This window comes from Sulfitobacter sabulilitoris (genome assembly GCF_005887615.1).
In the GTDB taxonomy this organism is placed as follows: domain Bacteria; phylum Pseudomonadota; class Alphaproteobacteria; order Rhodobacterales; family Rhodobacteraceae; genus Sulfitobacter_E; species Sulfitobacter_E sabulilitoris.
Map to the genome: position 1 here is coordinate 738179 of NZ_VANS01000001.1, position 25302 is coordinate 763480.

The 25302-nt window shown below is 64.0% G+C and carries 31 protein-coding genes and 2 tRNA genes; 14 read left to right on the plus strand and 19 right to left on the minus strand.

All coding sequences use genetic code 11. The features are described from left to right. Positions 1-59: 59 nt before the first annotated feature. The 8 genes from proB to FDT80_RS03440 form a co-directional block, all read right to left on the minus strand. On the minus strand, positions 60-1166 hold the full coding sequence (gene proB / locus FDT80_RS03405; RefSeq protein WP_138660820.1) for a glutamate 5-kinase: 1107 nt from the start codon (positions 1164-1166) through the stop codon (positions 60-62). Further along, entirely contained in the window at positions 1154-2188 is a 1035-nt protein-coding gene (gene obgE / locus FDT80_RS03410; RefSeq protein WP_138660821.1) for a GTPase ObgE, read from the minus strand. The genes proB and obgE overlap by 13 nt, the downstream gene beginning before the upstream one ends. A gap of 40 nt (positions 2189-2228) precedes the next feature. Continuing rightward, positions 2229-2768 carry a GNAT family N-acetyltransferase gene (locus FDT80_RS03415; RefSeq protein ID WP_138660822.1) on the minus strand — a complete coding sequence of 180 codons (540 nt, stop codon included), beginning with the start codon at positions 2766-2768 and terminating at the stop codon, positions 2229-2231. Beyond that, entirely contained in the window at positions 2765-3367 is a 603-nt protein-coding gene (locus FDT80_RS03420) for a LysE family translocator (protein WP_138660823.1), read from the minus strand. Before FDT80_RS03420 ends, FDT80_RS03415 begins: the two co-directional genes overlap by 4 nt. Before the next feature lie 94 nt (positions 3368-3461). Then, on the minus strand, positions 3462-3731 hold the full coding sequence (gene rpmA / locus FDT80_RS03425) for a 50S ribosomal protein L27 (protein ID WP_138660824.1): 270 nt from the start codon (positions 3729-3731) through the stop codon (positions 3462-3464). Between the two features lie 11 nt (positions 3732-3742). Then, a complete protein-coding gene (locus FDT80_RS03430; protein ID WP_138660825.1) occupies positions 3743-4441 on the minus strand; it encodes a 50S ribosomal protein L21 in 699 nt (232 codons plus the stop codon). 188 nt (positions 4442-4629) lie between these two features. Beyond that, complete coding sequence (locus FDT80_RS03435; protein WP_246039823.1) at positions 4630-5415, minus strand: DUF2059 domain-containing protein; 786 nt, start codon at positions 5413-5415, stop codon at positions 4630-4632. Between the two features lie 35 nt (positions 5416-5450). Next, positions 5451-6290, minus strand: a complete 840-nt coding sequence (locus FDT80_RS03440; RefSeq protein ID WP_138660827.1) for a DUF2059 domain-containing protein — start codon at positions 6288-6290, stop codon at positions 5451-5453. Between the two features lie 141 nt (positions 6291-6431). On the opposite strand from FDT80_RS03440, the gene FDT80_RS03445 reads away from it, so the two are divergent. The 3 genes from FDT80_RS03445 (at position 6432) to FDT80_RS03455 (ending at position 7925) form a co-directional block, all read left to right on the plus strand. Beyond that, positions 6432-6521, plus strand: a tRNA-Ser gene (locus FDT80_RS03445). 387 nt (positions 6522-6908) lie between these two features. After that, the gene (locus FDT80_RS03450) at positions 6909-7532 is read left to right on the plus strand and encodes a sulfotransferase family protein (protein WP_138660828.1); all 624 of its coding nucleotides are present in this window, start codon (positions 6909-6911) and stop codon (positions 7530-7532) included. A 195-nt stretch (positions 7533-7727) separates the two neighbouring features. Next, positions 7728-7925 carry a hypothetical protein gene (locus FDT80_RS03455; protein ID WP_138660829.1) on the plus strand — a complete coding sequence of 66 codons (198 nt, stop codon included), beginning with the start codon at positions 7728-7730 and terminating at the stop codon, positions 7923-7925. 37 nt (positions 7926-7962) lie between these two features. Here the strand turns inward: FDT80_RS03455 and FDT80_RS03460 are convergent, their stop codons facing one another. From FDT80_RS03460 to FDT80_RS03470, 3 genes are all read right to left on the minus strand, one after another. Beyond that, positions 7963-8544: a cache domain-containing protein gene (locus tag FDT80_RS03460; RefSeq protein ID WP_246039827.1), complete on the minus strand. Its 582-nt coding sequence runs from the start codon at positions 8542-8544 to the stop codon at positions 7963-7965. A gap of 112 nt (positions 8545-8656) precedes the next feature. Then, entirely contained in the window at positions 8657-9442 is a 786-nt protein-coding gene (locus FDT80_RS03465) for an RlmE family RNA methyltransferase (RefSeq protein WP_138660830.1), read from the minus strand. Further along, positions 9442-10557: a Ppx/GppA phosphatase family protein gene (locus FDT80_RS03470; protein ID WP_138660831.1), complete on the minus strand. Its 1116-nt coding sequence runs from the start codon at positions 10555-10557 to the stop codon at positions 9442-9444. Before FDT80_RS03470 ends, FDT80_RS03465 begins: the two co-directional genes overlap by 1 nt. 269 nt (positions 10558-10826) lie before the next feature. Between FDT80_RS03470 and FDT80_RS03475 the strand changes: the two genes are divergently transcribed. The 10 genes from FDT80_RS03475 (at position 10827) to FDT80_RS03520 (ending at position 18390) form a co-directional block, all read left to right on the plus strand. Then, the gene (locus tag FDT80_RS03475; protein WP_138660832.1) at positions 10827-11123 is read left to right on the plus strand and encodes a virulence factor; all 297 of its coding nucleotides are present in this window, start codon (positions 10827-10829) and stop codon (positions 11121-11123) included. Positions 11124-11176: 53 nt separating this feature from the next. Continuing rightward, positions 11177-12106: a methylenetetrahydrofolate reductase gene (locus FDT80_RS03480; protein WP_138660833.1), complete on the plus strand. Its 930-nt coding sequence runs from the start codon at positions 11177-11179 to the stop codon at positions 12104-12106. A gap of 10 nt (positions 12107-12116) precedes the next feature. Next, positions 12117-13199: a dihydropteroate synthase gene (locus FDT80_RS03485; protein ID WP_138660834.1), complete on the plus strand. Its 1083-nt coding sequence runs from the start codon at positions 12117-12119 to the stop codon at positions 13197-13199. Between the two features lie 216 nt (positions 13200-13415). Next, on the plus strand, positions 13416-13682 hold the full coding sequence (locus FDT80_RS03490; RefSeq protein WP_138660835.1) for an STAS domain-containing protein: 267 nt from the start codon (positions 13416-13418) through the stop codon (positions 13680-13682). Then, positions 13679-14044 carry a response regulator gene (locus tag FDT80_RS03495; RefSeq protein ID WP_138660836.1) on the plus strand — a complete coding sequence of 122 codons (366 nt, stop codon included), beginning with the start codon at positions 13679-13681 and terminating at the stop codon, positions 14042-14044. Before FDT80_RS03490 ends, FDT80_RS03495 begins: the two co-directional genes overlap by 4 nt. 9 nt (positions 14045-14053) lie before the next feature. Beyond that, entirely contained in the window at positions 14054-16312 is a 2259-nt protein-coding gene (locus FDT80_RS03500; RefSeq protein WP_138660837.1) for a chemotaxis protein CheA, read from the plus strand. Further along, complete coding sequence (locus FDT80_RS03505; RefSeq protein WP_138660838.1) at positions 16309-16773, plus strand: chemotaxis protein CheW; 465 nt, start codon at positions 16309-16311, stop codon at positions 16771-16773. The genes FDT80_RS03500 and FDT80_RS03505 overlap by 4 nt, the downstream gene beginning before the upstream one ends. Continuing rightward, complete coding sequence (locus FDT80_RS03510) at positions 16773-17657, plus strand: CheR family methyltransferase (RefSeq protein ID WP_138660839.1); 885 nt, start codon at positions 16773-16775, stop codon at positions 17655-17657. Before FDT80_RS03505 ends, FDT80_RS03510 begins: the two co-directional genes overlap by 1 nt. Next, positions 17657-18043, plus strand: coding sequence for a response regulator (locus tag FDT80_RS03515; RefSeq protein WP_138660840.1), 387 nt, complete (start codon positions 17657-17659; stop codon positions 18041-18043). Before FDT80_RS03510 ends, FDT80_RS03515 begins: the two co-directional genes overlap by 1 nt. Further along, a complete protein-coding gene (locus tag FDT80_RS03520; RefSeq protein ID WP_138660841.1) occupies positions 18040-18390 on the plus strand; it encodes a hypothetical protein in 351 nt (116 codons plus the stop codon). The genes FDT80_RS03515 and FDT80_RS03520 overlap by 4 nt, the downstream gene beginning before the upstream one ends. A gap of 145 nt (positions 18391-18535) precedes the next feature. Here FDT80_RS03520 and FDT80_RS03525 read toward each other — a convergent pair whose 3' ends face one another. The 5 genes from FDT80_RS03525 to FDT80_RS03545 form a co-directional block, all read right to left on the minus strand. Next, positions 18536-19051, minus strand: coding sequence for a chemotaxis protein CheD (locus FDT80_RS03525; RefSeq protein ID WP_138660842.1), 516 nt, complete (start codon positions 19049-19051; stop codon positions 18536-18538). Positions 19052-19053: 2 nt separating this feature from the next. Further along, on the minus strand, positions 19054-20211 hold the full coding sequence (cheB, locus tag FDT80_RS03530; protein WP_138660843.1) for a chemotaxis-specific protein-glutamate methyltransferase CheB: 1158 nt from the start codon (positions 20209-20211) through the stop codon (positions 19054-19056). 276 nt (positions 20212-20487) lie between these two features. After that, positions 20488-21237 carry a formylglycine-generating enzyme family protein gene (locus FDT80_RS03535; protein ID WP_246039829.1) on the minus strand — a complete coding sequence of 250 codons (750 nt, stop codon included), beginning with the start codon at positions 21235-21237 and terminating at the stop codon, positions 20488-20490. A gap of 19 nt (positions 21238-21256) precedes the next feature. Beyond that, on the minus strand, positions 21257-22474 hold the full coding sequence (gene nirK / locus FDT80_RS03540) for a copper-containing nitrite reductase (protein WP_138660844.1): 1218 nt from the start codon (positions 22472-22474) through the stop codon (positions 21257-21259). 66 nt (positions 22475-22540) lie between these two features. Then, positions 22541-22972: a pseudoazurin gene (locus tag FDT80_RS03545; RefSeq protein ID WP_170311777.1), complete on the minus strand. Its 432-nt coding sequence runs from the start codon at positions 22970-22972 to the stop codon at positions 22541-22543. 155 nt (positions 22973-23127) lie between these two features. Here FDT80_RS03545 and FDT80_RS03550 point away from each other — a divergent pair, with 155 nt between their 5' ends. Continuing rightward, positions 23128-23844, plus strand: coding sequence for a Crp/Fnr family transcriptional regulator (locus FDT80_RS03550; protein ID WP_138660845.1), 717 nt, complete (start codon positions 23128-23130; stop codon positions 23842-23844). A gap of 39 nt (positions 23845-23883) precedes the next feature. On the opposite strand, the gene FDT80_RS03555 is transcribed toward FDT80_RS03550, so the two are convergent. From FDT80_RS03555 to FDT80_RS03565, 3 genes are all read right to left on the minus strand, one after another. After that, positions 23884-24096, minus strand: a complete 213-nt coding sequence (locus FDT80_RS03555) for a DUF1858 domain-containing protein (RefSeq protein ID WP_138660846.1) — start codon at positions 24094-24096, stop codon at positions 23884-23886. 304 nt (positions 24097-24400) lie between these two features. Further along, positions 24401-24490 (minus strand) — tRNA-Ser (locus tag FDT80_RS03560). Between the two features lie 81 nt (positions 24491-24571). After that, a complete protein-coding gene (locus FDT80_RS03565) occupies positions 24572-25291 on the minus strand; it encodes an alanyl-tRNA editing protein (RefSeq protein WP_138660847.1) in 720 nt (239 codons plus the stop codon). Positions 25292-25302: the final 11 nt, after the last annotated feature.

Sequence of the window (25302 nt, forward strand, 5' to 3'; positions counted from 1 at the left end):
ATGTGTCACCTTTCGGTCCGGTTCGGTCAGGATGCGACGGGCAGAAACGCGGGTGCGTCTCAAAATGCCATGTCGTCGCGGTGAATAAGCGATGCGCGGCTGGGCCGGCCCAGCAGGCTTTCGATGTCGCGGGTGCGCGCGCCAATGATCTTGGTCGCTTCGTTAGAGGTATAGCGCGTGAGGCCCTGCCCCAGCACGTGACCCTGAGCGTCGACGATCGACACCGGGTCGCCCCGGCCAAAAACGCCTGACACGGCGGTCACGCCAGCCGGCAGCAGGCTGCGGCCGTCGTCCAGCGCCTTGATCGCGCCCGCATCGATGGTGATCTGCCCGGTGGGCTTCATCGACGCGATCCATTGCTTGCGCGCGGTCTTGGGGTCGCCATGCGCGGTGAACCAGGTGGCGTTCGCCCCGGCTTCGAGCTTTTGCAGCGGGTTCATCGCCGATCCTTCGGTGATGGCCATCGCGCATCCGCTATAGACGGCGGTCTTGGCGGCCATCAGCTTGGTCTTCATCCCGCCCTTGGACAGGCCGGAGACGGGATCGCCGGCCATGTCCTCGATTTCGGGGGTGATGTCGTCGATCTCGTCAAAGCGGGTGGCGGTGGGATCGACCGAGGGGTTCGCCGTATAGAGCCCGTCCACATCCGACAGAAGGATCAGCTGGTCGGCGCCCACGGTCACGGCGACCTGCGCGGCCAGCCTGTCATTGTCGCCATAACGGATCTTGTCGGTGGCGACCGTGTCGTTTTCATTGACGACCGGCACGACGTTCATGTCGACAAGCGTCTCGAGCGTGGCGCGGGTATTGAGATACCGCCGCCGGTCCGAGCTGTCATCCAGCGTCACCAGAACCTGCGCCGTGGTGATCCCATGCGGCGCCAGTACTTCCTCGTAAGCGCGCGCCAGGCGGCTTTGCCCGACGGCGGCGGCGGCCTGGGATTGCTCGAGCGGCAGCGCCGTCGCCGGCAGGTTCAGCACCCGCCGCCCCAGGGCGATGGAGCCGGAGGACACCAGCACGACGCGGATACCTTTCTTGCGCAGCCACGCCACGTCTTCGGCCACGGATTGCAGCCAGTCGATCCGCAGATCGCCGCTTTCCTTGTCCACCAACAGGGCGGAACCAATCTTTACTACCAGAATATCGGCGGACATCAGGGATGCCATTCTTCTACCTCCTCGGCCGGGCGGTGCCGCAGCCTGTCTTCGTTGATTTGGCCGCGCAGCGCGCGCAGCACATCGGTCACGCCGTCGCCTGCCACCCCGGACATTCTCATCACGGGGCCGCCGCTGGCTGTCTCAAGCTCGGCCTCGGCTTCGGCACGGTCTTCGTCTGTCAGCGCATCGATCTTGTTGAGCACGGTCACGCGGGGTTTGTCGGCAAGATCGCCGCCATAGGCTTCCAGCTCGGTGATGATCGTCCGGTAGTCCTCTGCCACGGTCGCGGATGTGCCATCCACCAGATGCAGCAGAACCGCGCACCGCTCCACATGCCCCAGGAACAGGTCGCCAAGGCCGCGACCTTCGGACGCCCCTTCGATCAGGCCGGGTATGTCGGCCACGACGAATTCGGTGTTGTCGACGCCTACCACGCCCAGATTGGGGTGCAAGGTGGTAAAGGGGTAATCCGCGATCTTGGGCCGCGCGTTGCTGGTGGCCGCCAGAAAGGTAGATTTGCCGGCGTTGGGCAGACCCAGCAGGCCCACATCCGCGATCAGCTTGAGCCGCAGCCAAAGCGTGCGCTCCACCCCGTCCTGGCCGGGGTTGGCCCGGCGCGGCGCCTGGTTGGTCGAGGATTTGAAGTGCAGGTTGCCAAAGCCGCCATTGCCGCCGCGCGCGAGCTGAACGCGCTGGCCCAGTTCGGTCATGTCCACCAGAACGGTTTCCTGATCCTCGTCCAGGATCTCGGTGCCGACGGGCACGCGCAGCACGATGTCGTCGCCATCCTTGCCGGTCCGCTGGCGGCCCATGCCGGGCTGGCCGTTCTTGGCGAAGAAATGCTGCTGATAGCGGAAATCGATCAGCGTGTTCAGCCCATCCACCGCTTCGGCCCAGACCGATCCGCCTGTGCCGCCGTCCCCGCCATCGGGTCCGCCGAATTCGATGTACTTTTCGCGCCGGAAGCTGACACAGCCGCCGCCGCCCGCACCGGAGCGAATATAGACTTTGCACAGATCGAGAAATTTCATGTCGGGTTCCTAACGCGACCGCGCCGCGGCCTCAAGCGTCCTAGCAAAGGTTTCGGCTGTAAGTCCATGTCAGGACCGTGGCATCGCGGGCGACGCAAAAGCTTTCGGCATCGCCCAGATAGTGAAATCCGCAATGGGTCAGCACACGCGCCGACGCCTCGTTGTCCTGAAAGACCGAGGCAAACATCGCCTTGTTCTTCAACGGGTTGGCCTCGACCAACGCCTGCACGGCCTCGGACGCAAGCCCGGTGTTCCAGAACGCCGGAGCGACCCAGTAACCGACCTCGGATTGGCTCCGATCCATGCGTTCCAGAGAAATGAGCCCCATAAGCTCGGATCCGCCGGTCTTGGTGCCGTCGATCGCCCAGACGTCGTCGTTGCGCGGCTCTCGGGTCGCGCGCTCGACGAATGCGTCGGCGGTTCCGGGCGGCAGCGGGTGCGGAATCGAGGTGGTCATCAGCGCCACGCGCCGGTCCGACCAATACAGGGTGATCAGCCCCGCGTCGGATTTGCGCAGGGGGCGCAGATCAAAGCGCTCTGTCTCGATGATCGGTTGGGTAATCGTTGCTGTCATCGTCATGTTCCTCCTCCGAACAGTACGAATAGAACCGAAGCCACGGTCAGCGCGGCCAGGGTCCACATCAAATAGGGTTCCGCCCGGGTTCCGGCGACCGTGCTGGCGATCCTGTCGCCTGCAAAGGTCCAGAGCGGATGCAAAAATAATTGGCAGGTCAATAACACGGCCGCGATCGTGGCCGTTGCGGCAAGTGCCGTCGTGCCCGGCCCCACAAACCCGGTAAAGCCCGCGACGATCATCGCCCAAGCCTTGGGGTTGAGCGGATGCACGACGAGGCCCGCGGCAAACCCCGGCGGGGTTCCCGCCTCCCCGGACGTGGACAGGCGCAGGTTCGCCACCTTCCACGCCAGCCAGACGATATAGGCCGCCGACAGCCATTTCAGCGCCTCGAAAAGCATCGGCATCCGCCCGGCCAATTCCATCAGGCCAAAGCCCACCGGCCAGATCACAAGCTGCTTGCCAAGCGCGACCCCGGCGACGAAAGGAAGCGCCGCGCGAAATCCGAACCGCGCACCCGTCGCCATCAGCGCCATGTTCGCAGGACCCGGCGTACCGATCTGACTGGCCGCGAAGACGGCGAAACTGGCGAGAGCGACTGACATGACGTGCCTTTTCGGCAATTGGGGTGTGGAAACAACAAAGGGGACCGGCGGTATCGCCGATCCCCAGAATTTTGTGTCACCGACGGGTTCGGGCTTACTCTGCGGCTTCCGCCGCTGGCAGGACCGAAATGAAGGTGCGGTTTTTCAGGCCCTTGTGAAACGTCACGGCGCCGTCGACGGTTGCAAAGATCGTGTGATCCTTGCCCATGCCTACGCCCTCGCCCGGCCAAAACTTGGTGCCGCGCTGACGCACGATGATGTTGCCGGGAATTGCCGACTGACCACCGAAAAGTTTCACGCCCAGACGACGACCGGCAGAGTCGCGACCGTTTCTGGATGAACCGCCTGCTTTCTTGTGTGCCATCTCGTCTCTCCTTAGCTTTTGCTCAGTTCTTTGGCCTGTGCGATCCAGCCTTCACGCTCGATCCGACCCTTGAACGACAGTTTTTCGTCCATATCAGCCACGTCCGCATCCGTCCATGCCGCGATCTGGGCAAAGGTCGTGATGCCTTCGGCAAGCAGCTTCTTCTCGAGCGCGGGGCCGACGCCCGACAACTGCTTGAGATCATCTGCGCCTGCGGCGGCTTTCGGCGCGGCCTTGGCTTTTGCCGGCTTGGCCGACTTTTCCTTGGCTTCGCCCTCGGAAACGCGCTTGGCCATCTCGGCCTGCTCGCCCTTGTTCTTGGCATAGCGGCCATCGGAGGCTGCAACCGCAAACCCGGCGCCGCCGACCGCGGCTTTCACGCCCGACTTGTCCGCTCCGGTGGCGAGGATGTCCGTCACCTTGATCAGCGTCAGCTTCTGGCGGTGGCCCTTGGTGCGCTTGGACGAATGCTTCCGGCGACGCTTGACGAAGTTGATGACCTTCTCGCCCTTGATCTGGTCGATCACCTCGGCCTGAACCCCGGCGTCTTTCACGAACGGAACGCCAACCTTGGGGCTGTCGCCACCAAGCATCAGGATTTCGTTGAACTGTACTTTTTCGCCAGCTTCCGCAGCCAATTTTTCAACCCGGAGGATATCGCCCGATTGAACCTTGTACTGCTTGCCGCCGGTCTTGAGGACCGCAAACATGCGTCTTTCCTTTGCACTATCGCGTTCTGTGGTCCCCGCATGGCGGGTGTTTTCGGCCCTCGGGCCACCTCGAACAGCGCACCCATCTTTCAGGATGATATCATAAATTGGGCTGCTTCACAGCGAAGCACCCGGTTCGAAGCCGCCTCTTGCACCAGCCCCGGCGCGTTGTCAAGCCGGCTGGCGGGTTAAAGATCGCTGCTGTGCGCGCTCAGCGCAACCGCGCGCCCAAGCGCATAGGAAATGTCGCGGTACATCGCCTCGAACCCCGCGAACAGCGCCGCGTTCAGGGCACGCCCCGTCGCCGTTTGCGAGAACGCCACATACTCCTCGATATCGCCGGTTTCAAGCGGCTCGTAGGCCAGCAGAAGATAACCGTAGAGCCAACCTTCGGTGTCATCGCGAATGGCCTGTTCCTGCTCCCAGACGTCCGCCAGCATCTCTTGTTCGGTCATGTCGATCGCGCCGCCCTCGGCAATGCCGCGGTAGAACTGCATGTTCGATGTCATCGCCCCGGTGACATTGCGATCCAGAAGGTCATTCGCCGCCACGAAACGGTCGATGGGGTCAAGCCGGGGGTCGTGCTCGTTGCGCAGCCGCAGGTAGGTGCCGCGCGCGGCCTCCTCGACGGCCTCGTCCACCATCGCGGCGCGCGCCGCCACCTCGAGCGTCACGATCCGGCGGCCCAGGTCGCTGTCGAAAAACAGCAGTGCCCGGTCCACCTGTTGCGGGGACAGCCCGTTGCGCAGCCCCTCGCGCACCATCTCCATCATGCGCGCGCGGTCATAGATGCGCGTCACCTGCGCGTTCCAGAACGCGCCGCCCTGCCCGGCCAGCATGTCCTCGTCCAGCGACTGCGCGTAATCCAGCCCCTCGTCACGCATGATGTCGACGATCTCGGCCAGGTGAAGCCGCTCCATCAACAGCGTCACACGCGCATCCGCCCAGGCCGGAGCCGCCAGAAGCATGAGCATCGCAAGAGCCCAAAACGCTGCGGCCCGCGCGCGCATCACAGGTCCTGACTGGGCTGCATGGACTGCAGGCGCCGCGCCACCGCCTCGTACCGATTGGCCATGATCTCGAACTGCACCGCGTTCATCAGTTCATAAACGCTTTGCATTCCGGGCTGCTCCAGCGCTTCGGCATAGGTCGTCATCTCGGCGTCGGAAAACGCCTGGTAGGTATAGGCCGATGCCGCCAGGCCCGACCGTTGCAGCGACAGGCGCAGCGCATCGGCATCGGCCGCCAGCGCCGCGCGCAGGTCCGCCTCGTCCATGCGCAGTTCGACCAGGCCGGCCGCGGCGGCGGCCATCAGGAACCGCACCTGGACCTCGTGAATGGCGCGCACCGAGGTGTCGACCGAACCGCTGGCGCGGTTCAACCGCTTGAGTATCTCGAGCCGCGGCAGCCCCAGCCGCACCAACCCGTCGACGATCGCCTCGCCGCTCTCGCGCTTTGCGGTGTCGTCCTCGATCATGTGCGACAGGTTTTCCGCCGCCACCAGCCGCTGGCCCAGGTCCGATCCGTAGAAATCCACCGCATCGGTCAGCAACCGCTCGTCCAGCGTTTCGGACAGGATATCCATCGCCATGGCGCGCAGGGTCTGCGGGTCAAAAAGCTCGTCCACAAGCCGCGTCCACTCCGATCCGAAGTCCTCGGCCTGCATCCCCACCATCTGCGGCGCCGATTCCGCCGAAAGCCGGAGACTGTCCAGCGCCACGTCAAATCCGGTCACCGCCAGAAACCGCTCAATCTGGGCGCGCTCGGCGGCACGCACGGGCAGCGACAGCAAAACGAAGAGAGCAATCAGGCAGGTCAGGGAAAAAACTTGGCGCAGAGCGGCTGTCATCGCGGTCTCCTCGTTCGCTGCATCAAGCTTAGGCCATTTGCGGATGCGGGCAATGAAAAAGCCCACACGATGACCGAAGCGTGAATTGGCCCCTTGTCACAGCCCAGAAACCCGACTAAACGCCCCGGACCAGACCCCCGCGGAGAGGTGCCGGAGTGGTCGAACGGGGCGGTCTCGAAAACCGTTGAGCCTTCACGGGTTCCCAGGGTTCGAATCCCTGTCTCTCCGCCATTTTCCCCAAGCTGCGGTTCATGCACGGGAAATCATGCCGATGCCCGGTCAGCCGGTGGACCCGACGACACACGCGGCGCAGGCTGCGGACATGCGATATCTGATCCAACGTCGCACGCCCGGCACAGGTGGGCTTCCTGCGATGACGGGGTCAATGCGGAGGCATGGGCGTCACGGACCACATCACGGGTGGACGGATTGGGCGCGAGAGGCCCGGCCGCGGTCCGTCGAATGATTTGGGGCAACAGTGCGACAGGTTCCCGAGCGCTGGACTGACGTCGCTCCGCTCCTCCCGAACCGAAGCTTTCACTTGCCAGACTCCTAGGCGCGCGTCATCGTTGGGCATCACGCCTGAAACCGTCTTCCGCAGCTCTTGTCGAGGAAATCATGGCTCTTAAAGTAATTGGCGCCGGTCTGGGGCGCACCGGCACCTATTCCCTTCGGATCGCACTCAATCAGCTTGGATTCGGCCCCTGTTTCCATATGGAAGACGTTGCAAGAAACCTTCCGGTTCAACTTCCGCTTTGGCAGGCGGCGCTCGCGGGACACGCTGACTGGGACGCGATCTATGATGGTTTCAACAGCGCGGTCGATTGGCCCACCGCCCGGTTCTATCGCGAGTTGAACACCGCTTACCCGGATGCGAAATTCGTGCTGGGCGACCGCGATCCTGTGTCATGGGCGGATAGTTTCGGCGAAACGATCTACAAGCTCATATCGGATCGGGAAACCGCACCTGAGCAATTCCATGCATGGCTCGACATGTCCGCCGAAACCATTCGCCAATCCGGCATCCCCATGGGAACGGATCGCGACGGGCTGGCGGCCGCGTTTTCCGCCCATGTCGAGAAGGTGCAAGAAACGATCCCCCAAGAACGTCTGTTGCTGTTCCGGGCCAAGGACGGCTGGGCGCCGCTCTGTGCGTTTCTTGGCGTACCGGTGCCTGATGACCCCTTTCCGCGTACCAACAATCGCAGCGAATTCTGGGATCTGATCGACAGCATCGGTTGAACGCCGCGTTCGCAACGCATGCCGTGCCGCCGCGAGCGGTCGCCACATCGCTTCGCCCGAGACGTTCGCAGCGCACGCCGCCGTCGCGCCCCGGATCGCTGCCACGCGATCACCCGAAGCTTGCCGCCTGAGCGCCCAAGGACTGCCCAAATCCGGAAATAAACTGCGGGCACATCCGATGAAACAGGCACGCCCATGACCCAGCCCCGCGAACCTCGACTGCATGACCCCGGCTATCCGCGCCATTCGCGGCTGTTCGAATTGATCCGCCAGAAGAACCAGGCCGATACGACCGTCGCCCGGGTTCAGGGCTTTACCATCCGCCGCATCACTGCGGAGGAAGCGCTGCAATTGCAGCGCGCGGCAGAGCGGTCCTTGCAGGGATCGAACTGATCCGCCCCTCCAAGCCCGCCGATTGCCGAATGGCGCCTCAGTAGAACGACTCGGCGTTCAGGCCGATGGTCATCGCACCGATCACCGCCCCGGTCGCGGGATCGCTGAGCGCCACGGAGACTTGCCCCTGATAGGTCTGCGTGCTTTCGTCGAATTCGACCTCGTCGACGAAAATCGTACCTGCACCCTGCCCGAAGCTTTGCGAAAACTTCGACTCGTCACCCTGCCAATAATCCGACGTCACGGCGCTCGACGCGACATTGAGCCCTTGGGCATCCATCACGAAAATCTCGTTGATGCGTCCCCCCGATGCCGCGACCTGCTCTGAAAGAAACGCGGAAAGCGGTGTCTGAAGCACCTGGTCGATCAGCGGCGACGCGGCGGTTCCGACCTGGCTGCGCCACTCGGTATCCCATTTGGCGATGTCCTCGGCGCTGGCCGACGCGGTACGCTGGTTCTGCGACTGGATGGCGGACACGACCCGTGTCTCCTGCGCCCAGCCAAGCACGTTGGATTCGACAAAACTGCGCATTGCGCCGGCCCCCGGCGCATCCGCGGCGGACGCGGCGCCGGTCAGGGCGACAAGGGGAGCGCATAACAACATGGCACGAAACATCATTGATCCTTTCGAATGACGCCCCGCGCCCCAATGGCACGAGGTCGCGCCACGCTACGCGCGCCGGTTTAAAGGATCGTAAAGAGCCGAAGGTTCATGCGTCGGCGCGGCGGCATCACCGGTTGGCCGTGCTGTCCCCTGTCGCGCGAAACCCTGTGGCGACGACAAATTTTTCCGAACTGTCCGACCGCGACGCGGGCGGCTTGATGTTGGCCACCTTGGTAAAGCGCTGCTTGAGCAGTTTCTGCAATTCCCCCTCGGCGCCACCGGCCAGCACCTTGGCCACGAATGTGCCGCCGTCATCCAGCACGTCGAAGGCGAAATAGGCCGCGGCCTCGCACAGGGCGATGATGCGCAAATGATCCGTCTGCTTGTGGCCGGAACTGCTGGCCGCCATGTCCGACATCACGACGTCCGCCGCGCCGCCGAGCCAGGATTTGACCTTGAGATCGGCGTCGTCCTCCATGAAGTCGAGCTGGTGCAGCTCGCAGCCCGCGATCGGCTCCATCTCCTGCAGGTCGATGCCCAGGATCGTGCCCTGCGCCTTGCCCGGTTTCTCGCCCAGAACGTTGCAGCGCTTGACCGCGACCTGGCACCATCCGCCGGGCGCGGCGCCCAGATCGACGACCCGCGCACCGGGCACCAGAAAGCGGTACTTGTCGTCGAGTTCCATGATTTTGTAGGCCGCGCGCCCACGATACCCTTCGGCCTGCGCGCGTTTGACGTAAGGGTCATTCAGTTGCCGTTGCAGCCATCGTGTCGAGCTGAGCGTGCGCCCGCGGGCGGTCTTGACCTTGACCTTGAGGTCGCGCTGCCCCCGTCCGGAGGTATTCTTGCCCGTCGGGGTCTTGCCGCCGGTCGGCTGTCCGCCGCCCGATTTGCCGCTTGGGGTCTTGGCCATCACAATGCTCCGTCTTCCAACACGCCATCGGCGCTCATCTGGGCATATAGCAGCCCTTCGCGCAGACCGCGATCCGCAACCGACAGCCGATCGGTCGGCCAGCAGCGCATCAATGCCTGCAGGATCGCCGCGCCCGACATGATCAGCGCCTGGCGGTCCTGCCCGATGCGCGGATCCGCGCGCCGACCCGCCGGGCCCATCGCCAGGTAGGACCGGATCACCGTATCGATCTGATCCGAGGTCATGCGCAGCCCGTCCACCTTGGTGCGGTCATACCGCTTGAGGTTGAGATGGCTCGCTGCCACCGTCGTCACCGTGCCCGAGGTTCCGACGATCTGGAATTTCTCTTGCGGCTGGGTGTCGTGATAGGGCGTGAAATCGGCCAGGTTCTCTTCGAAGAACCAGCTCATGAGGGCGAAGCGCGCGGCGTCGTCCTCGACATCGTTGAATTGGTCGCGCAGCGTGGCCACGCCAAGGGGCACTGAAATCCAGTCGACCACGCGGGCCTGCGGCACGTCGCTGACGGCGGGCGCAAAGCCCTGGTGCAGACGCATGATCGCGCGGGCGCGGTCACGCTTGGGCACCTCGGAAATGTCGATCCAGACCAGTTCGGTCGATCCGCCGCCAATATCCACGACCAGCAGGTTTTCCGTCTTGGGGCTGACCAGCGGCGCGCAGGAGATCACGGCAAGCTGCGCCTCCTGTTCGGGGGCGATGATATCAAGCTGCAGCCCCGTCTCGCGCTTGACCCGGGCGATGAAATCCTCGGCGTTGCGCGCGCGTCTGCAGGCTTCGGTCGCGACCAGACGCATCCGTCGCACCTTGTTGCGGCGCAGTTTCTGCTGGCAGATTCGCAATGCCTGGATGGTGCGCGCCATCGATCCGCGCGACAATCGCCCGGTCTTTTCCAGCCCCGCGCCCAGTTGGACGGACTTGGAAAAACTGTCCACCACATGAAATCCGCTGCCCTTGGGCTGTGCGATCAACATGCGGCAGCTATTTGTACCCAGATCCAGCGCGGCATAAAGCTCGGTTGGGTCGGGCGGAACTGGCGCGGGGCTCAGAGCCGTGCGTGTATCGAGCGCGCCCGCACCGGTGGGACGCTGTGGCGCCATGATCTGCGCCTTTCATTACGAGTTATGCCGAAGCTAACCATTCGACCGCGTTAGCGCAAGCGGAGTGACGGGTATCACCGGGCCGGAACCGGCCTGCGGCTCATATTGAACATGACTATTTTTCAGGTGGCATGCCGTGGCGGTCGCACCGCGGGGGCGTTAGGGTGCGGGCTAAGTCGCTCACGACATGCTTTCCGTCGAAATCCGGCACCGGGCGCCGGGCCTGAGCGGCTACATAGGGCCGAGTTAAAGCTAAGGAATCATCGCATATGCCTGACGTTACAATCGTGTACTGGCGCGACATCCCCGCACAGGTGATCGTCGGCAAGGGCCGCGCGGGTGCGAAACGGCAGCTGTCGGAGCGCTTCGAGCAGGCGATCGACCGCGCCGCGATGAAAACCGGCGCTGCCGGGACCGACGATTATCTTGCGCAATGGCGCAAGGCGCCCTCGGATCCGGTGGACGGCCCCCCCCAAGAGGTCGCCGACGCCGAAGCGGCCCGCCTCGAGGCGGAATACGACCGCGACCGCATCAAGACGCTCATCGCCAACGACGGCTGGGCCTGACCCTGCCCCGCCGACCCTTCATCACGTCCCTTGCCGCCCGAAAGGACAGCCTCATGGCCCTTCTGAACTTCAAAAAGAAAGCCGCCCCCGCCCCCGATCTGCCCAACCCCGCGGTCGAGGCGTTCTTGCAGGATTATTCCATCGAGGTGATGCCGCGCACCGCCGAGAAGGTCGAGAATTTCCGCGATCTGCTGCCGCAGGGCACCCGCGTCTACATCGCCCATATCGAGGGCACGCCGATCGAGGACATGGTCGCCACCGCCCGGCGCCTGAATGCCGACGGCTACAAGGTGATGCCGCATTTCCCTGCGCGGATCATCAAGGACCACGCCACGCTGGAGAACTGGATCGCCATGTACCAGGGCGAGGCCGACGTGCGCCAGGGCCTGCTGCTGGCGGGCGGCGTGACCACGCCGGCGGGCGATTTCGAAGACAGCATGCAACTGATGGAAACGGGGCTGTTCGACAAGCACGGGTTCGAGCGGCTGCACGTCGCGGGCCACCCTGAAGGCAACCGTGACATCGATCTGGACGGCACCCGGCTCAAGGTGGATTCGGCGCTGAAGTGGAAGCAGGGCTTTTCGGAGCGTACAGATGCCAAGATGGCAATCGCCACGCAGTTCGCCTTCGAGGCGCAGCCGATCATCGAATGGGCCGACAGTTTGCGCCACGCCGGTATCGACCTGCCCATCCACATCGGCATCGCGGGTCCGGCCAAGCTTCAGACGCTGATCAAATTCGCCATCGCCTGCGGCGTCGGCCCGTCGCTCAAGGTGCTGCAAAAGCGCGCGATGGACGTGACCAAGTTGCTGCTGCCCTACGAGCCGACGGATGTCGTGACCGAACTGGCGGCGCACAAGGCCGCCAACCCCGACTTCAACATCACCCATGTGCATTTCTTCCCGCTGGGCGGGATCAAGACCAACGCCACATGGGCCATCGAACACGGCGGCCGCGCGGCCCAGCCCGCCAACGCCCAATAAGGACAGACCCATGACCAGAACGATCGTCGAATCCAAGACCAAGACCGCCATCATCGGCTTTGACCAGCCGTTCTGCGTCATTGGCGAGCGGATCAACCCCACCGGCCGCAAGATCCTGTCCGAAGAGCTGGAGCGCGGCGATTTCTCGCGCGTCGAATCCGATGCCATCGCACAGGTCGCCGCGGGCGCGAATGTGCTCGACGTGAATTCGGGCGCGGTGTTTTCCAACAAGATGGGCGAAGACCCCCGCTATGCCGACAACAACTTTGTCGAGCCGATGCTGATGCCCGAGCTGATCGCGCGGGTGCAGGCCGTTGTCGATGTGCCGCTGTGCATCGACAGCTCGGTGCCAGGCGCGCTCGAAGCCGGGCTGGCCGCCGCAGAAGGCCGCCCGCTTCTGAACTCCGTGACCGGTGAGGAAGAGCGGCTGGAGCTGGTGCTGCCGCTGGTCAAGAAATACAACGTGCCGGTCGTTGCGATCTCCAACGACGACACGGGCATTTCCGAAGACCCCGACGTGCGCTTTGCCGTGGCCAAGAAGATCGTCGAGCGGGCCGCCGATTTCGGCATTCCCGCGCATGACATCGTGGTCGATCCGCTGGTCATGCCGATCGGTGCGATGGCCACGGCGGGCCACCAGGTCTTCACCCTCGTGCGGCGTCTGCGCGAGGAATTGGGCGTGAACACAACCTGCGGCGCCTCCAACATCAGCTTTGGCCTGCCCAACCGTCACGGCATCAACAACGCGTTCCTGCCGATGGCGATGGGGGCGGGCATGACAAGCGCGATCATGAACCCCGTCGCCCTGCCGGTGAACCAGACCAGAATCACCGAAAAGAAAGCGGAAATCGAAGCCGCGGGCATCGTGCTGCCCGAGGATATCGACGACGAGACCTTCGTCACGCTCTTTGGCCTCGGCTCCACCCTGCCGCGCGCCGGCAAGGAAATGGAAGCGATCCGCGCCGCCAATTTCCTGTTCGACCGCGATCCGCATGGCACCGCGTGGATCGAATTCAACAAGGTCGCGCCCAAGGCCGGGCACGAAGGCCGGGGCCGCGCCGGCCGCACCGGGGGCCGTCGCCGCCGCGCCTGACCCTCGACCCGCATCGCCGCCCCAATGAGCCCCCGAAGCCCCGCGCTTCGGGGGTTTTTCATGTCCGCGTGCGGTGGGGCCAAAAACTTGAGGGTGGTAACGGGGTTTTAACATACCGCGCTTTACAACCGGTCTGTCCAATCGACCCATTCCCCGACCGGAGAACGCGATGAACCTGCCTGTTTTCCTTCAGATCTTGTCTTTGCCGTGCCCGGCATGATCGTGCTGGATCCCAAGCTGGATCTGCCCGCCGCCACGCCGCTGCGCCGCGCGCTTTGCGATGCCGCCGCAGGCGACCTGACCCTCGACGCCGGCCGGGTCACGCATTTCGGGGCGCTGTGCCTGCAGGTGCTCTGCGCCGCGGCGGCGGACCGGCGATCACAGGGGGCCCGTTTGAGTGTCGTGAACACCTCTGATCGGGTGCTCGATCAGTTGCGTGTCATGGGCATGACACCCGAATCCATTTCAGAGGGGTGCAAATGACACTTCACATTCTCGCCATAGACGACAGCCGCACGATGCGCGACATGATCCGTCACACACTTGTGCCCGCCGGGTTCAACGTGGACCTTGCCGAAGACGGGCAGCATGGCATCGAGGTGCTGAGCGGTATCGAACCCGACGCCATCATCACCGATATCAACATGCCGCGCCTTGACGGCTTCGGCTTTATCGACGCTGTGCGCAAGATCGACAAGTACCGCGTGACGCCGATATTGGTTCTGACCACCGAGGCGGCGCCGGAACTCAAGGCGCGCGCACGCGTGGCCGGTGCGACCGGTTGGATCGTCAAGCCGTTCGACCCCGAAAAGCTGGTCAAAGCGCTTTTGATGGTCACCGGTTAGGGGCGCGACATGAGCAACACGCCCGACCCCATGGCCGAAATTCGCGCCTCGTTCTTCATCGAATGCGAAGAACTGCTGGAAGCCTTGCAAGACGGGCTGATGCAACTCGATGGCGGCGATGGCGACGCCGAGACGATCAACGTGGTCTTTCGCGCGGTCCACTCGATCAAGGGCGGCGCCGGCGCATTCGGGCTTGAACGGCTGGTGCGCTTTGCCCACGGCTTAGAGACGGTCCTCGACGAAGTGCGCGCCGGTCGGATGCACCCGGATTCCGAAGCGCTCAAGACATTCTTCGTCGCTGCCGACCACCTGTCGGACCTGGTGCGCGTCAGCCGCGATGACACACCGCTGCCCGAAAACCAGACCGCAGACCTTCTGACGCAACTCAACCGGCTCTTGGGAGAGGACGCCGCCTCAATCGACCCTTTGGACGAGGTCGAAGAGGACATCGACTTTCAACCGATGGGCCTGTCGCTCGATCTGGACCTCGGATTGCCCGACATCGGGATCGACATCGCCCCCCCCCAGCCCGCGCGATACACCGTCCAGTTCAGACCCGCGCCCGAGCTGTTCGAGACCGGCAACGAGCCCTTCCTTCTGCTGAGGACGCTGGACCAGATGGGGGACTGCCATGTTGCGTGTCACCTCGATGGCCTTCCCGATCTGGGCGATCTGAATCCCGAAACGCCCTACCTCGGCTGGACCATCGACATGACGACGGAGGCGGACGACAACGAGATCGCCTCGGTGTTCGAATTCGTCGATGGCCTGTGCTCGCTGACCATCACGCGCGTCGATGGTGACGCGGTGGTCTTATCCGCCCCCGATACCGCCGAGTCAGGTGACGCGGGAAACCCGGCATTGCCAATCTTGGATCCGGCGCCTTTTCCCCCGCTCGTTCAAGACCCCGCCGCCGCGCCGACACCGACGGACCCGCCGCAGCGGCCCGACGACGGGCCGGCCGTCGATCGGTCGCCCCCGACAGGCGCATCCGCCGTCAATGCGCCGGCGAAACCGGCATCCGCCGCCGCCAATTCCGTTGTGCGCGTCGATCTGGACCGCATCGAACGGCTGGTCAACCTGGTGGGTGAGCTGGTGATCAATCAGGCCATGCTCAGCCAAAGCCTGGAAACATCGGGACTGTCGCCGCATTCCGACGCGATGAACGGACTGGAGGAATTCCAGCGCCTCACACGCGACATCCAGGACAGCGTCATGATGATCCGCGCGCAACCGGTGAAATCGCTGTTCCAACGAATGTCGCGGATCGTGCGCGAAAGTTCCGCCGCCGTGGGCAAGGACGTCCGCCTGCACACCGAGGGCGACGCGACCGAAGTGGACAAGACCGTGATCGAGCGGCTCGCCGATCCGCTGACCCACATGATCCGCAACGCCGTCGATCACGGGCTTGAGCCCACGGAGATGCGCGTGGCCGCGGGCAAGCCCGAACAGGGCCGGGTGCGCCTGACGGCGGCACATAAATCGGGCCGTGTCGTGATCGAGGTCAGCGACGATGGCGGCGGAATCAACCGGTCACGCGTCCTGCAGATCGCCACGGAAAAAGGGCTTGTCGCACCGGACGCGTCGCTTTCCGATGCGGATATCGACAACCTTCTGTTTCTACCGGGGTTTTCCACTGCCAGCGTGGTCTCGGACCTGTCGGGCCGCGGGGTCGGAATGGATGTCGTGCGCACCGCCATCCAGGCTTTGGGCGGGCGCATTTCGATTACCTCAGTTCCGGGCGAGGGCACCACATTCTCGATTTCGCTACCGCTCACGCTTGCCGTGCTCGATGGCATGGTGGTGCAGGTGGCCGATGAAACCCTGGTCCTGCCGCTCAATGTCGTGGTGGAGACGCTGACGCTGCGGCACGGCGATGTGGAACAGGTCCACCCCAGGCTCAACGTGGTCCGGGTGCGCGAAGATTTCGTGCCGCTTTTCGATCTGGGCGAGGAGTTGGGATACCGCGCCGGCGTCAAGGATTACGAAGGCGCGGTCGTGCTTTTGATCACCCAGGACAACGGCGCCAACGCGGCCCTTGTCATCGACAAGATCCAGGATCAGCGCCAGGTGGTCATCAAGGGGCTGGACGACAGCTTTTACCGCGCACCGGGAATCGCGGCGGCAACCATCCTGGGCGACGGGCAAATCGCGCTCATTCTCGACCCGTCGGACATCATCGCCAATGCGACAGGTCCCGGCGGGCTGTCCGTTCCCGCATCGATCAACCAAGAAACGCCGCCTCAGATCACAGGACTCTCGCTATGAAAGACCGCCAGCAAAGCAGCAACAACAGCATCGAGCTTTTGACCTTTCAACTGGGGGACCAGGAATATTCGCTGGATATCATGTCGGTCCGCGAGATCAGGGGCTGGGCCCGCACCACGCCCCTGCCCCATGCGCCCAACTTCATGAAGGGGGTGATCAACCTGCGCGGAACGGTGTTGCCTGTCATGGACCTGTCACAACGGCTCGGGCTTGAGGCGCGCGCGCATACCAATCGCAACGTGATCATCGTGGTGAAATACGAGGACGTCATGACCGGCCTGCTGGTCGATGCCGTCTCTGACATCATCGCCCTGTCCGACGACGACCTGCAACCGCCACCCGACCTGTCGGGCAGTCCGTCGCCGAACGTGGTGCGCGCGCTGACGCTGGTGGGCGACCGGATGATCCGAGTTCTCGATCTGGCTGCGATCGTCACCCCAAGCCAAATCATCGCCGCCTGATGCGACAGTTACAGATGGACTGTACTCTCGACCCCGACAGCTTTCGGGCCATCGCGCGCCTGGCGTATTCCGAAAGCGGGCTGACGTTGGTGGAAGAGAAACTGTCGATGATCCAATCTCGGTTGCGGCATCGGTTGCGGGCGTTGGATCTGGCCGATTTCGCGGTCTATTCGTCCTTCGTCTGCTCCGATGCCGGACAGGCGGAACGCCGTCACATGATTTCCGCGCTCACCACGAACGTGTCGCACTTCTTTCGCGAAAGGCACCACTTCGACATTCTGGCCGGCACGATCCTGCGCGATGCCCTGCCCCGGTTGCGCACTGGCGGTCGCCTGCGTCTTTGGTCCGCCGGATGCTCCAACGGTCAGGAAGCCTGCTCGATGGCGATGACCCTGCTCGAGACCGCGCCGGAGGTGGCCGATCTCGACCTGCGCATATTGGCAACCGACATCGCCCCGAACGTTGTCGCCTTCGCCAAGGAGGGCCGCTATGCCGAACGGCTTGTCGCCGGCATCGACAAGGCGCTTCTGACCCGCTATTTCCAACAAGCAACAGACGCCGCCGGAACGGTCTATGTCGCAACCCCCGCACTGCGGTCGATGATCCGCTACCGCGAGTTGAACCTCCTGTCCGACTGGCCGATGCGCAATGCGATCGACGTGATTTTCTGCCGAAATGTCGTGATCTATTTCGACCAGGTCACCCAGAACCGTCTCTGGCCGCGGTTCCGCACGATCCTGTCACCGGATGGCTGGCTGTTCGTGGGTCATTCCGAACGGATCACGGACCCGGAAGCCTTTGGATTTCAAATCCAGGGCCCGACCGCATACCGGCCGAGCGATGCTCGCTGCGCCACCCCCCAGACCGCAAAAGGAAAAACCTGATGTCTTTGCGCGACCAAATTCGGATCATGGTTGTGGACGATATGTCCACCAGTCGCGGCTTGATCACCCAGGCATTGGACAGCTTCGGGATTCGCAACATCACGACCGCCGACAACGGCGTCGATGCGCTGAAGGCACTGGCGACGCACCCCGTCCACCTGGTGATTTCGGACTACAACATGCCGCAAATGGATGGGTTGCACCTGCTGCAACACCTGCGCACCGCGCCCAAGACCAAAGGTATCGGATTCATTCTGATCACCGGCCGCGCAGAACAACAGATTGTCGACCACGGCAAGAAACTGGGCATGAACAACTACCTCAAGAAACCCTTCGAACCCTCTGGTTTGCGCAGTTGCATCGAAGCTGTCGTTGGCCGCCTGTGACAGGCAGCCTGCACCACGCACCGATCAAGATAAGCCCGGTCCTGGCCCGTGTGTCGGCCCATCTCGACGATCTGGCCGGACAGGTCCAGAGCGTTGAAACCACGGTCGGCAGCCTGATGATTACCCCGGATGCACAGGCGATTTCACAGCTTCAGACGCTGGATTATCTTCGCCAGTCGCTTGAGGATCTGGCGCGCCTGGTCGGTTTTTTGGGGCAACCCGACGCCGATGCTGCGCCGCAGCGCGCGATATGCGCGCATTTGCGACTGACCAGCACCAAGCTGCTGCTGCAATTGGGCACCGAGGATACCGACACGACGACCTCTGGCGATTTCGATCTGTTCTGAGCGCTGCACGACATCCGTGCGGACGATGCCCGCCGCAGGGGTCGGCGGTCTGCGATCGCCCTACCCCGACACGGTTTTCGAACCGCCCCATGCCCGCCGCGGGGCCATGGATTTGCAGCCGCCTGCAAACGTCCTTGCGCCGCGGCTACAGCAGCTCGATCCCGTTGCCGCCCTTGTCGGCCGCGATGGTGCGCGGTGCCTCGGGTTTCTCGGAGGGGTTCGTCTTTTGCAGCACCCGCCCGGTGGCGGGCCAGAACAGAATGCTGCGCGCCGTGGTCCCGCCCAGCGAATGCCCCATGCACGCAATTCCTTCCTTGTTGAGATATTCAAGCGTGAATGCGGCATTGATCGTGCCCACATCCGACAGACCCGCCACCATCTGCGCCCCGCCGAACGCCTTGGCGCGCAAGCGGTTGCGCTGCCCGCCCAATTTCAGGATGTCGTTGATCAAAAGCTCCATCGCGTTGACCCCGACCATGTTGCACATCCCGGTCTTTTGCGCGCTGACCGTCAGAAGCATGTGATTCATGCCCCCGACACCTGCCTCCTCGTCCCAGATGCAACAGGCCACGCAGGATCCCAGGAGCGTCGCGATGACGACCTCGGAACAATTGCCGACGGCGCGCTGGCCCTGGGTGATGAGTATGCGACCGCCCGGCATGGCTACACCTGCCCGCCGCGACGCGTCGCCGGCGCCCGCGGCCCGTCATGATGCTGGCGCAGCACGCTGCCGATGCGGTTCAACGGCACGACCCGGCTGACCGCACCTTCGGCAATGGCCGCGCGGGGCATGCCAAAGACCACGCAACTGTCCTCGTCCTGCGCGATGGTGAATGCGCCCGCGTCGTGCAACTGCTTCATGCTGTTCGCGCCGTCGCGGCCCAGGCCGGTCAACAGCGCGGCAGACACCGATTTCGCATGCTCAACCACGGAGGCGAACAGCACGTCCACCGACGGACAATGCAGCGCGCGCCCCTCGTCGGGGCGCAACCGGCAGACCCATCGCCCGTCTTCCCGCGCGAGCGTCGTGTGAAGCTGAAACCCGGGAGCCAGCGCAATGTCGCCACGCGCGAGGACGGCCCCGTCAAAGGCAAGGTGCACGCGTTGCGGCAAACTGCGGTTCAAACGCTCCACAAAGCTGACCATGAAGGGGCCCGGCATATGCTGGACGATCATCACCGGCGGCCCATTGGCAGCCAGATCGTGCAACACCGTTTCAAGCGCGGCCACACCGCCGGTGGATGCCCCGATCACGATCAGCGACCCGCGCCGGCATTGTCCGTGGGGGCCCGACGTCAGGCTGGACACCGGTGACAGGTCTGGGCGCGGCACCGGTTGGGCGCGCGCGATGACCCGGCTGCAGGCGGCGAGGTGAATACGGTCACAGATGCTGCGAACGGTATCGCGGTCACAGCCGGTTTCGGGTTTGTGGATGCAATCCACCGCCCCGATGGACAGCGCGTGAATGGCGTTGGCACCCCCCTGTTTCGTTCGGCCCGACATCATGACCACGGGCATCGGGTGAACCGCCATCAGCCGGGCGAGGAATTCCAGTCCGTTCATGCCGGGCATTTCGACGTCGAGGGTCAGCACATCCGGTCGGGCGGTCCTCACCACCTCGCGCGCCTCCAGGGCGTTGGCCGCCTCTGCGACCACGATGAACCGTGAATCGGCCGTCAGCATCCGCCGGACCCACATTCGGAACGCCGCGTCATCATCGACGATGGCGACCCGCTTGACCGCGCCGATGCGGTCCGACTGTGGCTGGGTGTTGACAGGGTTCACGCAGTGCTTTCGCTTGATCCGGGACAGATGAGCCATCGGGTATCGCCGGCTGACCTGCGGGATCATGCGCGCCGGCGTGTAAAGACGGCCTTAAACCCGGCGCCCACCCATCGGCGATCTGGCGGGATGAAGCCCGCAAAATCCCTAAAAGGAATGGAAAACTTGCCCTGTGTGGTGCCGACCTGCGCGGCGCCTCGGGCGCGCGCCTGCGTGGATCGGACCGTTGAGCGCAAGACCGTGCGCCGGTGCAAGAGGCCGCCGCGACGCGCGGACCTGCGGCCAATCGATGTGTTCGCGCCGCAGGCGATCTTTTCAAAGCGGGTCATCGGACACCAGGCGCATGCCAAGATGCGCGGGCGGAGTGCCGACGGCGCAGCCGCCGCGCGCCGGATCGCGGACGAGGTAGAACATCGCGGCGACATGCTCTCCGCCGACAAGAAAAGCCGGGCAGCGCGCGACCGCCAAATCGACGGATGCGCCGGCATAGCAATCCTGCGTCCATTCCCAGACGCTGCCGTCCAGATCGGCGATCCCTTCGGGTGACACCGAAAAGCTGCGCTGCCGTTCAAGGCCGCGCGGCGCGAGACCTTCGGTGAGATATCCCGAGGCCCATCTCAGCGCCGGGTCAGTAAAGATCGGATCGGGGGTATCGGGCAATACGGACCGTGCCATGTGGCTCCACTCCGACGCGGTCGGCAGGCGAAAGGCATGGCCGCCGGTGGAAGTGATCCAGTCGACATATTCGCTGACGTCAACGTAACTCAGTCCGGTGGCAGGTGTCACTGCCGGGTCAACGCCCGGCCGGCTCCTCACCTCAAGCGCACAGCGGCCCTCGGCGTGGCAGACATTCCACGCGGCCACGGTGACCTCGTACCTCTGGACGTAAAGGGCGCGGCCACCCGGCATGATCACCGGGCGGTCCGCCATTTCGGGCGGCTGGAGCCCCACGGGATCGGGGCCGCGCAAATAAAGCGCGGCCCCGAAAAGCGCCGCCGCCGCCGCCGCCATGGCCGCAAGACCAAGGCGGATGCGAACCGGTATCGATCGCGTGGCGGCGGTCATCCGTCGCTCCCCCCGGGCGTCAGACCGTGTAGGGCCTTGGCGCGACCACCTGTTCCATCAGGCCGTTGTCCCAGTCGCCGTCGACGATGAAATGCGCCGTCGCACCCAATAGCGCCGCTTCGATCAGGTTGTGATTCACATAGGCATAGACGCCGGGCTGCTCGAATGTGTACATCGCCGCGACAGCACAACCGCCACGGACGAACCACGTCTCGACCCCGGTCTGTGGCGTGTCGGTGAACGATGTCTCCCAGACGAAATTGCCATGGCCGCCGATCAGGTGCGGGCGCGTGTCCCGATTGGCCTGATTGTGGATCATCAGCACCGTGTCCCCGACTTCGAAGTGCAGCGCGCCCTCGCCGGTCAATGCGCCGACCGCGCCGTTGAACACCGAATGCGTCGGCGTCAGCGTCCGCATCGCATCCAGGCTGTCGGCGTAGTCGTCTCCGGCGCTGTCATAGGACTTGAAGCCGCCGGTGTCATCCTTGGGCAGATAGTAATCCTGCTCTCCGATATAGGCGATCTTGTCATAACGCAGCGGATTTCCGTCGCGGTCCCTGAGCCCGTCGCGCGGCAGCACCATCACGGCGCCGTTCATGCCATGGGTGACATGATAGGGGATCATCGCCCCGCCTGGCGCACAGTGGTAGGTAAAGCAGCCCGGCTTGGTCGCCTTCCAGCGCAACACGGTTTCCTCTCCGGGATAGACATGGGTCAGGCCGCCGCCACCCAGCGCCCCTGTCGAGGCATGGAAATCGATGTTGTGCGCCATCATGCTGTCTTCGGGGTTGCGCAGCGTGAGTTCGATAATGTCGTCCTGGTGGCAGACGATCAGCGGACCGGGCACCGAGCCGTTATAGGTCAGGGCCCAGATCGACGCGCCGGTATCTTCGTCCACCACCATCAGGCGTTCGGTCGTTTCCAAAGTGATCTCGATGATTTTCGGGCCACCCGTGGCGATCTGGTCGTGCATTGGCGCATAAGGCGGCGCGACCAGCTCTTGCTTGACGCGGGTATATCCCGACAGATCCGATGGCACCGCGGTGCTCGCGGTCGTCACCTCGCCCGCCGCCTTGTACAGCCCGGCCGACACCGCATCCGCCTTGTGCGGCATGGCGGCGCGTTGGGCCGCCATTGCGGTGGCCCCGGTCATTGCGGCGGCGCCCGCAAGGATCGACCCTCGCAACACGTTGCGGCGGTTTGTCCTCGTCAGGACCGGATTGATGAATTTGGTCATATGTCCCTCCATTCGAATTGATTTTCGCGGCAAAGCCGTCATGGCTCCGCTGTCGTCTGGTGTCGCTCAGAACCTGGCGAGTTGCGCCGCAAGGCGCTCTTTGGCCTTGGGCGGTATCCGACCGTCGAGAAAGTCACCGGGGGCCGTGACATCGCCCACGGCAATGGTCATCACCATGCCCATGGCGTAATGCGGCTTGCACATCACGCCATAGACGCCCTCGGTCCCGAACGTGACCTCGATCTCTTCGTTGATCTTTCCCGCAAAGGCGGTCGCGTCGTCGGGGATCATGCCCTTGACGGTTTCGGCGTTGTGGCCCTTGTCACTGGCAAGAAATTTGACAGTGTCGCCCGCGGCGGCGCGCAGGAAGGGCGGCTCGAACACCATCCGGTCGCCATTCTGGCCCTTGTTGAGCATTCGGACCTCGAAGGTTTCGGCGAAGGCCGCGCTGCTCATCGCTGCCGCGAGCGCAAGGCATGTTAGGGTTGTGCGGATCATTTTCCATTCCTTTTCCAAGTGATCGCCAGATTTGAATGTAGCCAGTCGCAGGGTGCGCGGCTTTGTTCTGGGACAAACTTCCCAACCGTCGCCCGCAGCCGCAGCCGGACCATTCCCGACTATCGCGATGCCGGCGGATGTGGCACTGATCGTGGATGCAAGACCAAGCGCCCCGCAAAACCCTGCCAAAACTGGACGAAAGCCTGCTGGCGCATCTGCCGCCGTTTTCCCGGCTCGACCGCCGCGAAATCCGGGAGATCCTCGACCAGGCGACATCGCGTCGCCACGATGCCGGGGCGCGTCTCTTCAACGAAGGCGATCCCGCCGAACGGTTCTACATGCTGCTCGACGGCCATGTGCGGGTGGTCCGGGTAACGCCGACGGGCGACCAGGTCACCGCACTGCATATCCCGGCGGGCCAGCTCTTGGGCATCGCCAGGGCGATCGGGCGCGACACCTATCCCGCCACGGCGGTGACGGCGAGCGAAGCCATCTCGCTCGGCTGGCCGATGCACCTGTGGGACATATTCGTGGCCCGGTATGACGGCTTCGCGACCGAAACCTACAAGACCATCGGCGAGCGGATCGGCGAGATGAATACCCGTATCGTCGAGATGGCGACCCAGCAGGTCGAGCAGCGGGTGGCGAACGCGGTCTTGCGGCTGGTGAGCCAGAGCGGGCGCAAGGTTCCGAACGGGATCGAGATCGATTTCCCCATCACCCGTCAGGATCTGTCGGAACTGACCGCGACAACCCTGCACACCGTCAGCCGCCTTCTGAGCGCATGGGAAAAGCAGGGCCTGGTGGAGAGCAAGCGAAAACGCATCACCGTGTGCGACCCGCATGCGCTGGTCTTGCTGAGCCAGTCATAGCCCCCCCTGCCGTGGATCGGCAGTGCGTGGCCCTCACGATCAGAAGGTTTCGATCGACCGGCGCAACTCGGCAACAAAGGCCTCGGTGTCGAGGTGATATTCGGCGCAGGCGTCGGCGATCGTGTGAAACGGGTTGATCAGACATCCCACGCACAGCATCCCGTGACGCGAGAACACGGTGATCGTCTGCGGCCAGCGCGCCAAGAGATCGGACAGCGGAATATCGGCATCCTCTGGACCTGGGCGGGGCATTCCGTTTCCTTTCCGGCCCATGGTCCGCCCATCCTCCGCCGAAGACGTTGTCTTGGCGCAAACTTCGGCGTTCCCGGTTGCGCGGTCCCGGCCCGGCCCGAACGGCAGGCAGGTCTGGACCGGGTCGGCCCTGCGTCACAACGCCTGTCGGGATCGCGGGGTGCGATGCGGATATGACCCGGGCCGCCGCGCGACGCATCCCAGCCGCAACAAACCGTAAGAGGTGCAGGCGGGCCAGCAAGCTGTTCCGGCAACGCGTTCCTGCAACCTGATGTATTGAAAACCCATTTTGATCAAAGGGTCGTGGCGGAGCGACAGGGATTCGAACCCTGGAGACGGTCTCCCGCCTACACACTTTCCAGGCGTGCGCCTTCGACCACTCGGCCACCGCTCCGTCCGCGCGGTGTAGCGTGGGCATGCGGGGCATTGCAAGAGGATATTGCGGCTTCGTTCAGGTGCAGGTGAAACCGGGCTCTCAACTGTCGAGATGCAGGTACACGCGACGATTGACGCGGCCCTTTTTCTCGATTTTGCCAAGGCGCAGCGCACCGATTTCACCCAGCCGCGCGACATGCGTTCCGCCGCAGGGCTGCAGGTCGATCGGCTCGTGCAGCGTGCCGATGCGGATCAGGCGAATGGCGCCTGCGCCGCGCGGCGGCTGCACGGCCATCGTCTTGACCAAATCCGGGTTCTCGTCCAGCTGCGCTTGCGTGATCCAGTCTTCGGTAACGACGGCATCAAGCCCGACATAGGCGTTCAGGCTGTCTTGCAACTCGTCGCGGTCGGCGGGTGCGTCGGGCATGTCGAAATCCAGCCGCCCGTGTGACGCGCTGATCGATCCGCCGGTGACGCCGAAGGGCACGACGACCGACAGAAGGTGCAGCGCCGAATGCACACGCATGTGCCGGTGGCGGCGGTCCCAGTCCAGCGATTGCTCGACCGTCTGGCCGACGGGCGGCAAGGGCTGCGGTTCGGCCGGGACCAGCGCGATCCGGTCGCCGGCGGCCTTGACCGTGGTGGCGATGGGCAGGGATCGCCCCTGCCAGATCAGCGTGCCGCTGTCGCCGGGCTGACCGCCGCCGGTGGGATAGAAATTCGTCTGGTCCAGAACGATGCCGCCCTCGGGAGTATGGGCGATCACCGTGCCTTGCGCCTCGCGCAGATAGGCGTCTTCGCGAAACAGCATGCGGGTCATTCTAGGCAGCG

Bases quoted from the DNA above. Each gene is read 5' to 3' on its own strand.
- proB (WP_138660820.1), bottom strand. From the start codon at position 1,166: ATGGCATCCCTGATGTCCGCCGATATTCTGGTAGTAAAGATTGGTTCC.
- obgE (WP_138660821.1), bottom strand. From the start codon at position 2,188: ATGAAATTTCTCGATCTGTGCAAAGTCTATATTCGCTCCGGTGCGGGC.
- FDT80_RS03415 (WP_138660822.1), bottom strand. From the start codon at position 2,768: ATGACGATGACAGCAACGATTACCCAACCGATCATCGAGACAGAGCGC.
- FDT80_RS03420 (WP_138660823.1), bottom strand. From the start codon at position 3,367: ATGTCAGTCGCTCTCGCCAGTTTCGCCGTCTTCGCGGCCAGTCAGATC.
- rpmA (WP_138660824.1), bottom strand. From the start codon at position 3,731: ATGGCACACAAGAAAGCAGGCGGTTCATCCAGAAACGGTCGCGACTCT.
- FDT80_RS03430 (WP_138660825.1), bottom strand. From the start codon at position 4,441: ATGTTTGCGGTCCTCAAGACCGGCGGCAAGCAGTACAAGGTTCAATCG.
- FDT80_RS03435 (WP_246039823.1), bottom strand. From the start codon at position 5,415: ATGCTCATGCTTCTGGCGGCTCCGGCCTGGGCGGATGCGCGTGTGACG.
- FDT80_RS03440 (WP_138660827.1), bottom strand. From the start codon at position 6,290: ATGACAGCCGCTCTGCGCCAAGTTTTTTCCCTGACCTGCCTGATTGCT.
- FDT80_RS03450 (WP_138660828.1), top strand. From the start codon at position 6,909: ATGGCTCTTAAAGTAATTGGCGCCGGTCTGGGGCGCACCGGCACCTAT.
- FDT80_RS03455 (WP_138660829.1), top strand. From the start codon at position 7,728: ATGACCCAGCCCCGCGAACCTCGACTGCATGACCCCGGCTATCCGCGC.
- FDT80_RS03460 (WP_246039827.1), bottom strand. From the start codon at position 8,544: ATGATGTTTCGTGCCATGTTGTTATGCGCTCCCCTTGTCGCCCTGACC.
- FDT80_RS03465 (WP_138660830.1), bottom strand. From the start codon at position 9,442: ATGGCCAAGACCCCAAGCGGCAAATCGGGCGGCGGACAGCCGACCGGC.
- FDT80_RS03470 (WP_138660831.1), bottom strand. From the start codon at position 10,557: ATGGCGCCACAGCGTCCCACCGGTGCGGGCGCGCTCGATACACGCACG.
- FDT80_RS03475 (WP_138660832.1), top strand. From the start codon at position 10,827: ATGCCTGACGTTACAATCGTGTACTGGCGCGACATCCCCGCACAGGTG.
- FDT80_RS03480 (WP_138660833.1), top strand. From the start codon at position 11,177: ATGGCCCTTCTGAACTTCAAAAAGAAAGCCGCCCCCGCCCCCGATCTG.
- FDT80_RS03485 (WP_138660834.1), top strand. From the start codon at position 12,117: ATGACCAGAACGATCGTCGAATCCAAGACCAAGACCGCCATCATCGGC.
- FDT80_RS03490 (WP_138660835.1), top strand. From the start codon at position 13,416: ATGATCGTGCTGGATCCCAAGCTGGATCTGCCCGCCGCCACGCCGCTG.
- FDT80_RS03495 (WP_138660836.1), top strand. From the start codon at position 13,679: ATGACACTTCACATTCTCGCCATAGACGACAGCCGCACGATGCGCGAC.
- FDT80_RS03500 (WP_138660837.1), top strand. From the start codon at position 14,054: ATGAGCAACACGCCCGACCCCATGGCCGAAATTCGCGCCTCGTTCTTC.
- FDT80_RS03505 (WP_138660838.1), top strand. From the start codon at position 16,309: ATGAAAGACCGCCAGCAAAGCAGCAACAACAGCATCGAGCTTTTGACC.
- FDT80_RS03510 (WP_138660839.1), top strand. From the start codon at position 16,773: ATGCGACAGTTACAGATGGACTGTACTCTCGACCCCGACAGCTTTCGG.
- FDT80_RS03515 (WP_138660840.1), top strand. From the start codon at position 17,657: ATGTCTTTGCGCGACCAAATTCGGATCATGGTTGTGGACGATATGTCC.
- FDT80_RS03525 (WP_138660842.1), bottom strand. From the start codon at position 19,051: ATGCCGGGCGGTCGCATACTCATCACCCAGGGCCAGCGCGCCGTCGGC.
- cheB (WP_138660843.1), bottom strand. From the start codon at position 20,211: ATGGCTCATCTGTCCCGGATCAAGCGAAAGCACTGCGTGAACCCTGTC.
- FDT80_RS03535 (WP_246039829.1), bottom strand. From the start codon at position 21,237: ATGACCGCCGCCACGCGATCGATACCGGTTCGCATCCGCCTTGGTCTT.
- nirK (WP_138660844.1), bottom strand. From the start codon at position 22,474: ATGACCAAATTCATCAATCCGGTCCTGACGAGGACAAACCGCCGCAAC.
- FDT80_RS03545 (WP_170311777.1), bottom strand. From the start codon at position 22,972: ATGATCCGCACAACCCTAACATGCCTTGCGCTCGCGGCAGCGATGAGC.
- FDT80_RS03550 (WP_138660845.1), top strand. From the start codon at position 23,128: ATGCAAGACCAAGCGCCCCGCAAAACCCTGCCAAAACTGGACGAAAGC.
- FDT80_RS03555 (WP_138660846.1), bottom strand. From the start codon at position 24,096: ATGCCCCGCCCAGGTCCAGAGGATGCCGATATTCCGCTGTCCGATCTC.
- FDT80_RS03565 (WP_138660847.1), bottom strand. From the start codon at position 25,291: ATGACCCGCATGCTGTTTCGCGAAGACGCCTATCTGCGCGAGGCGCAA.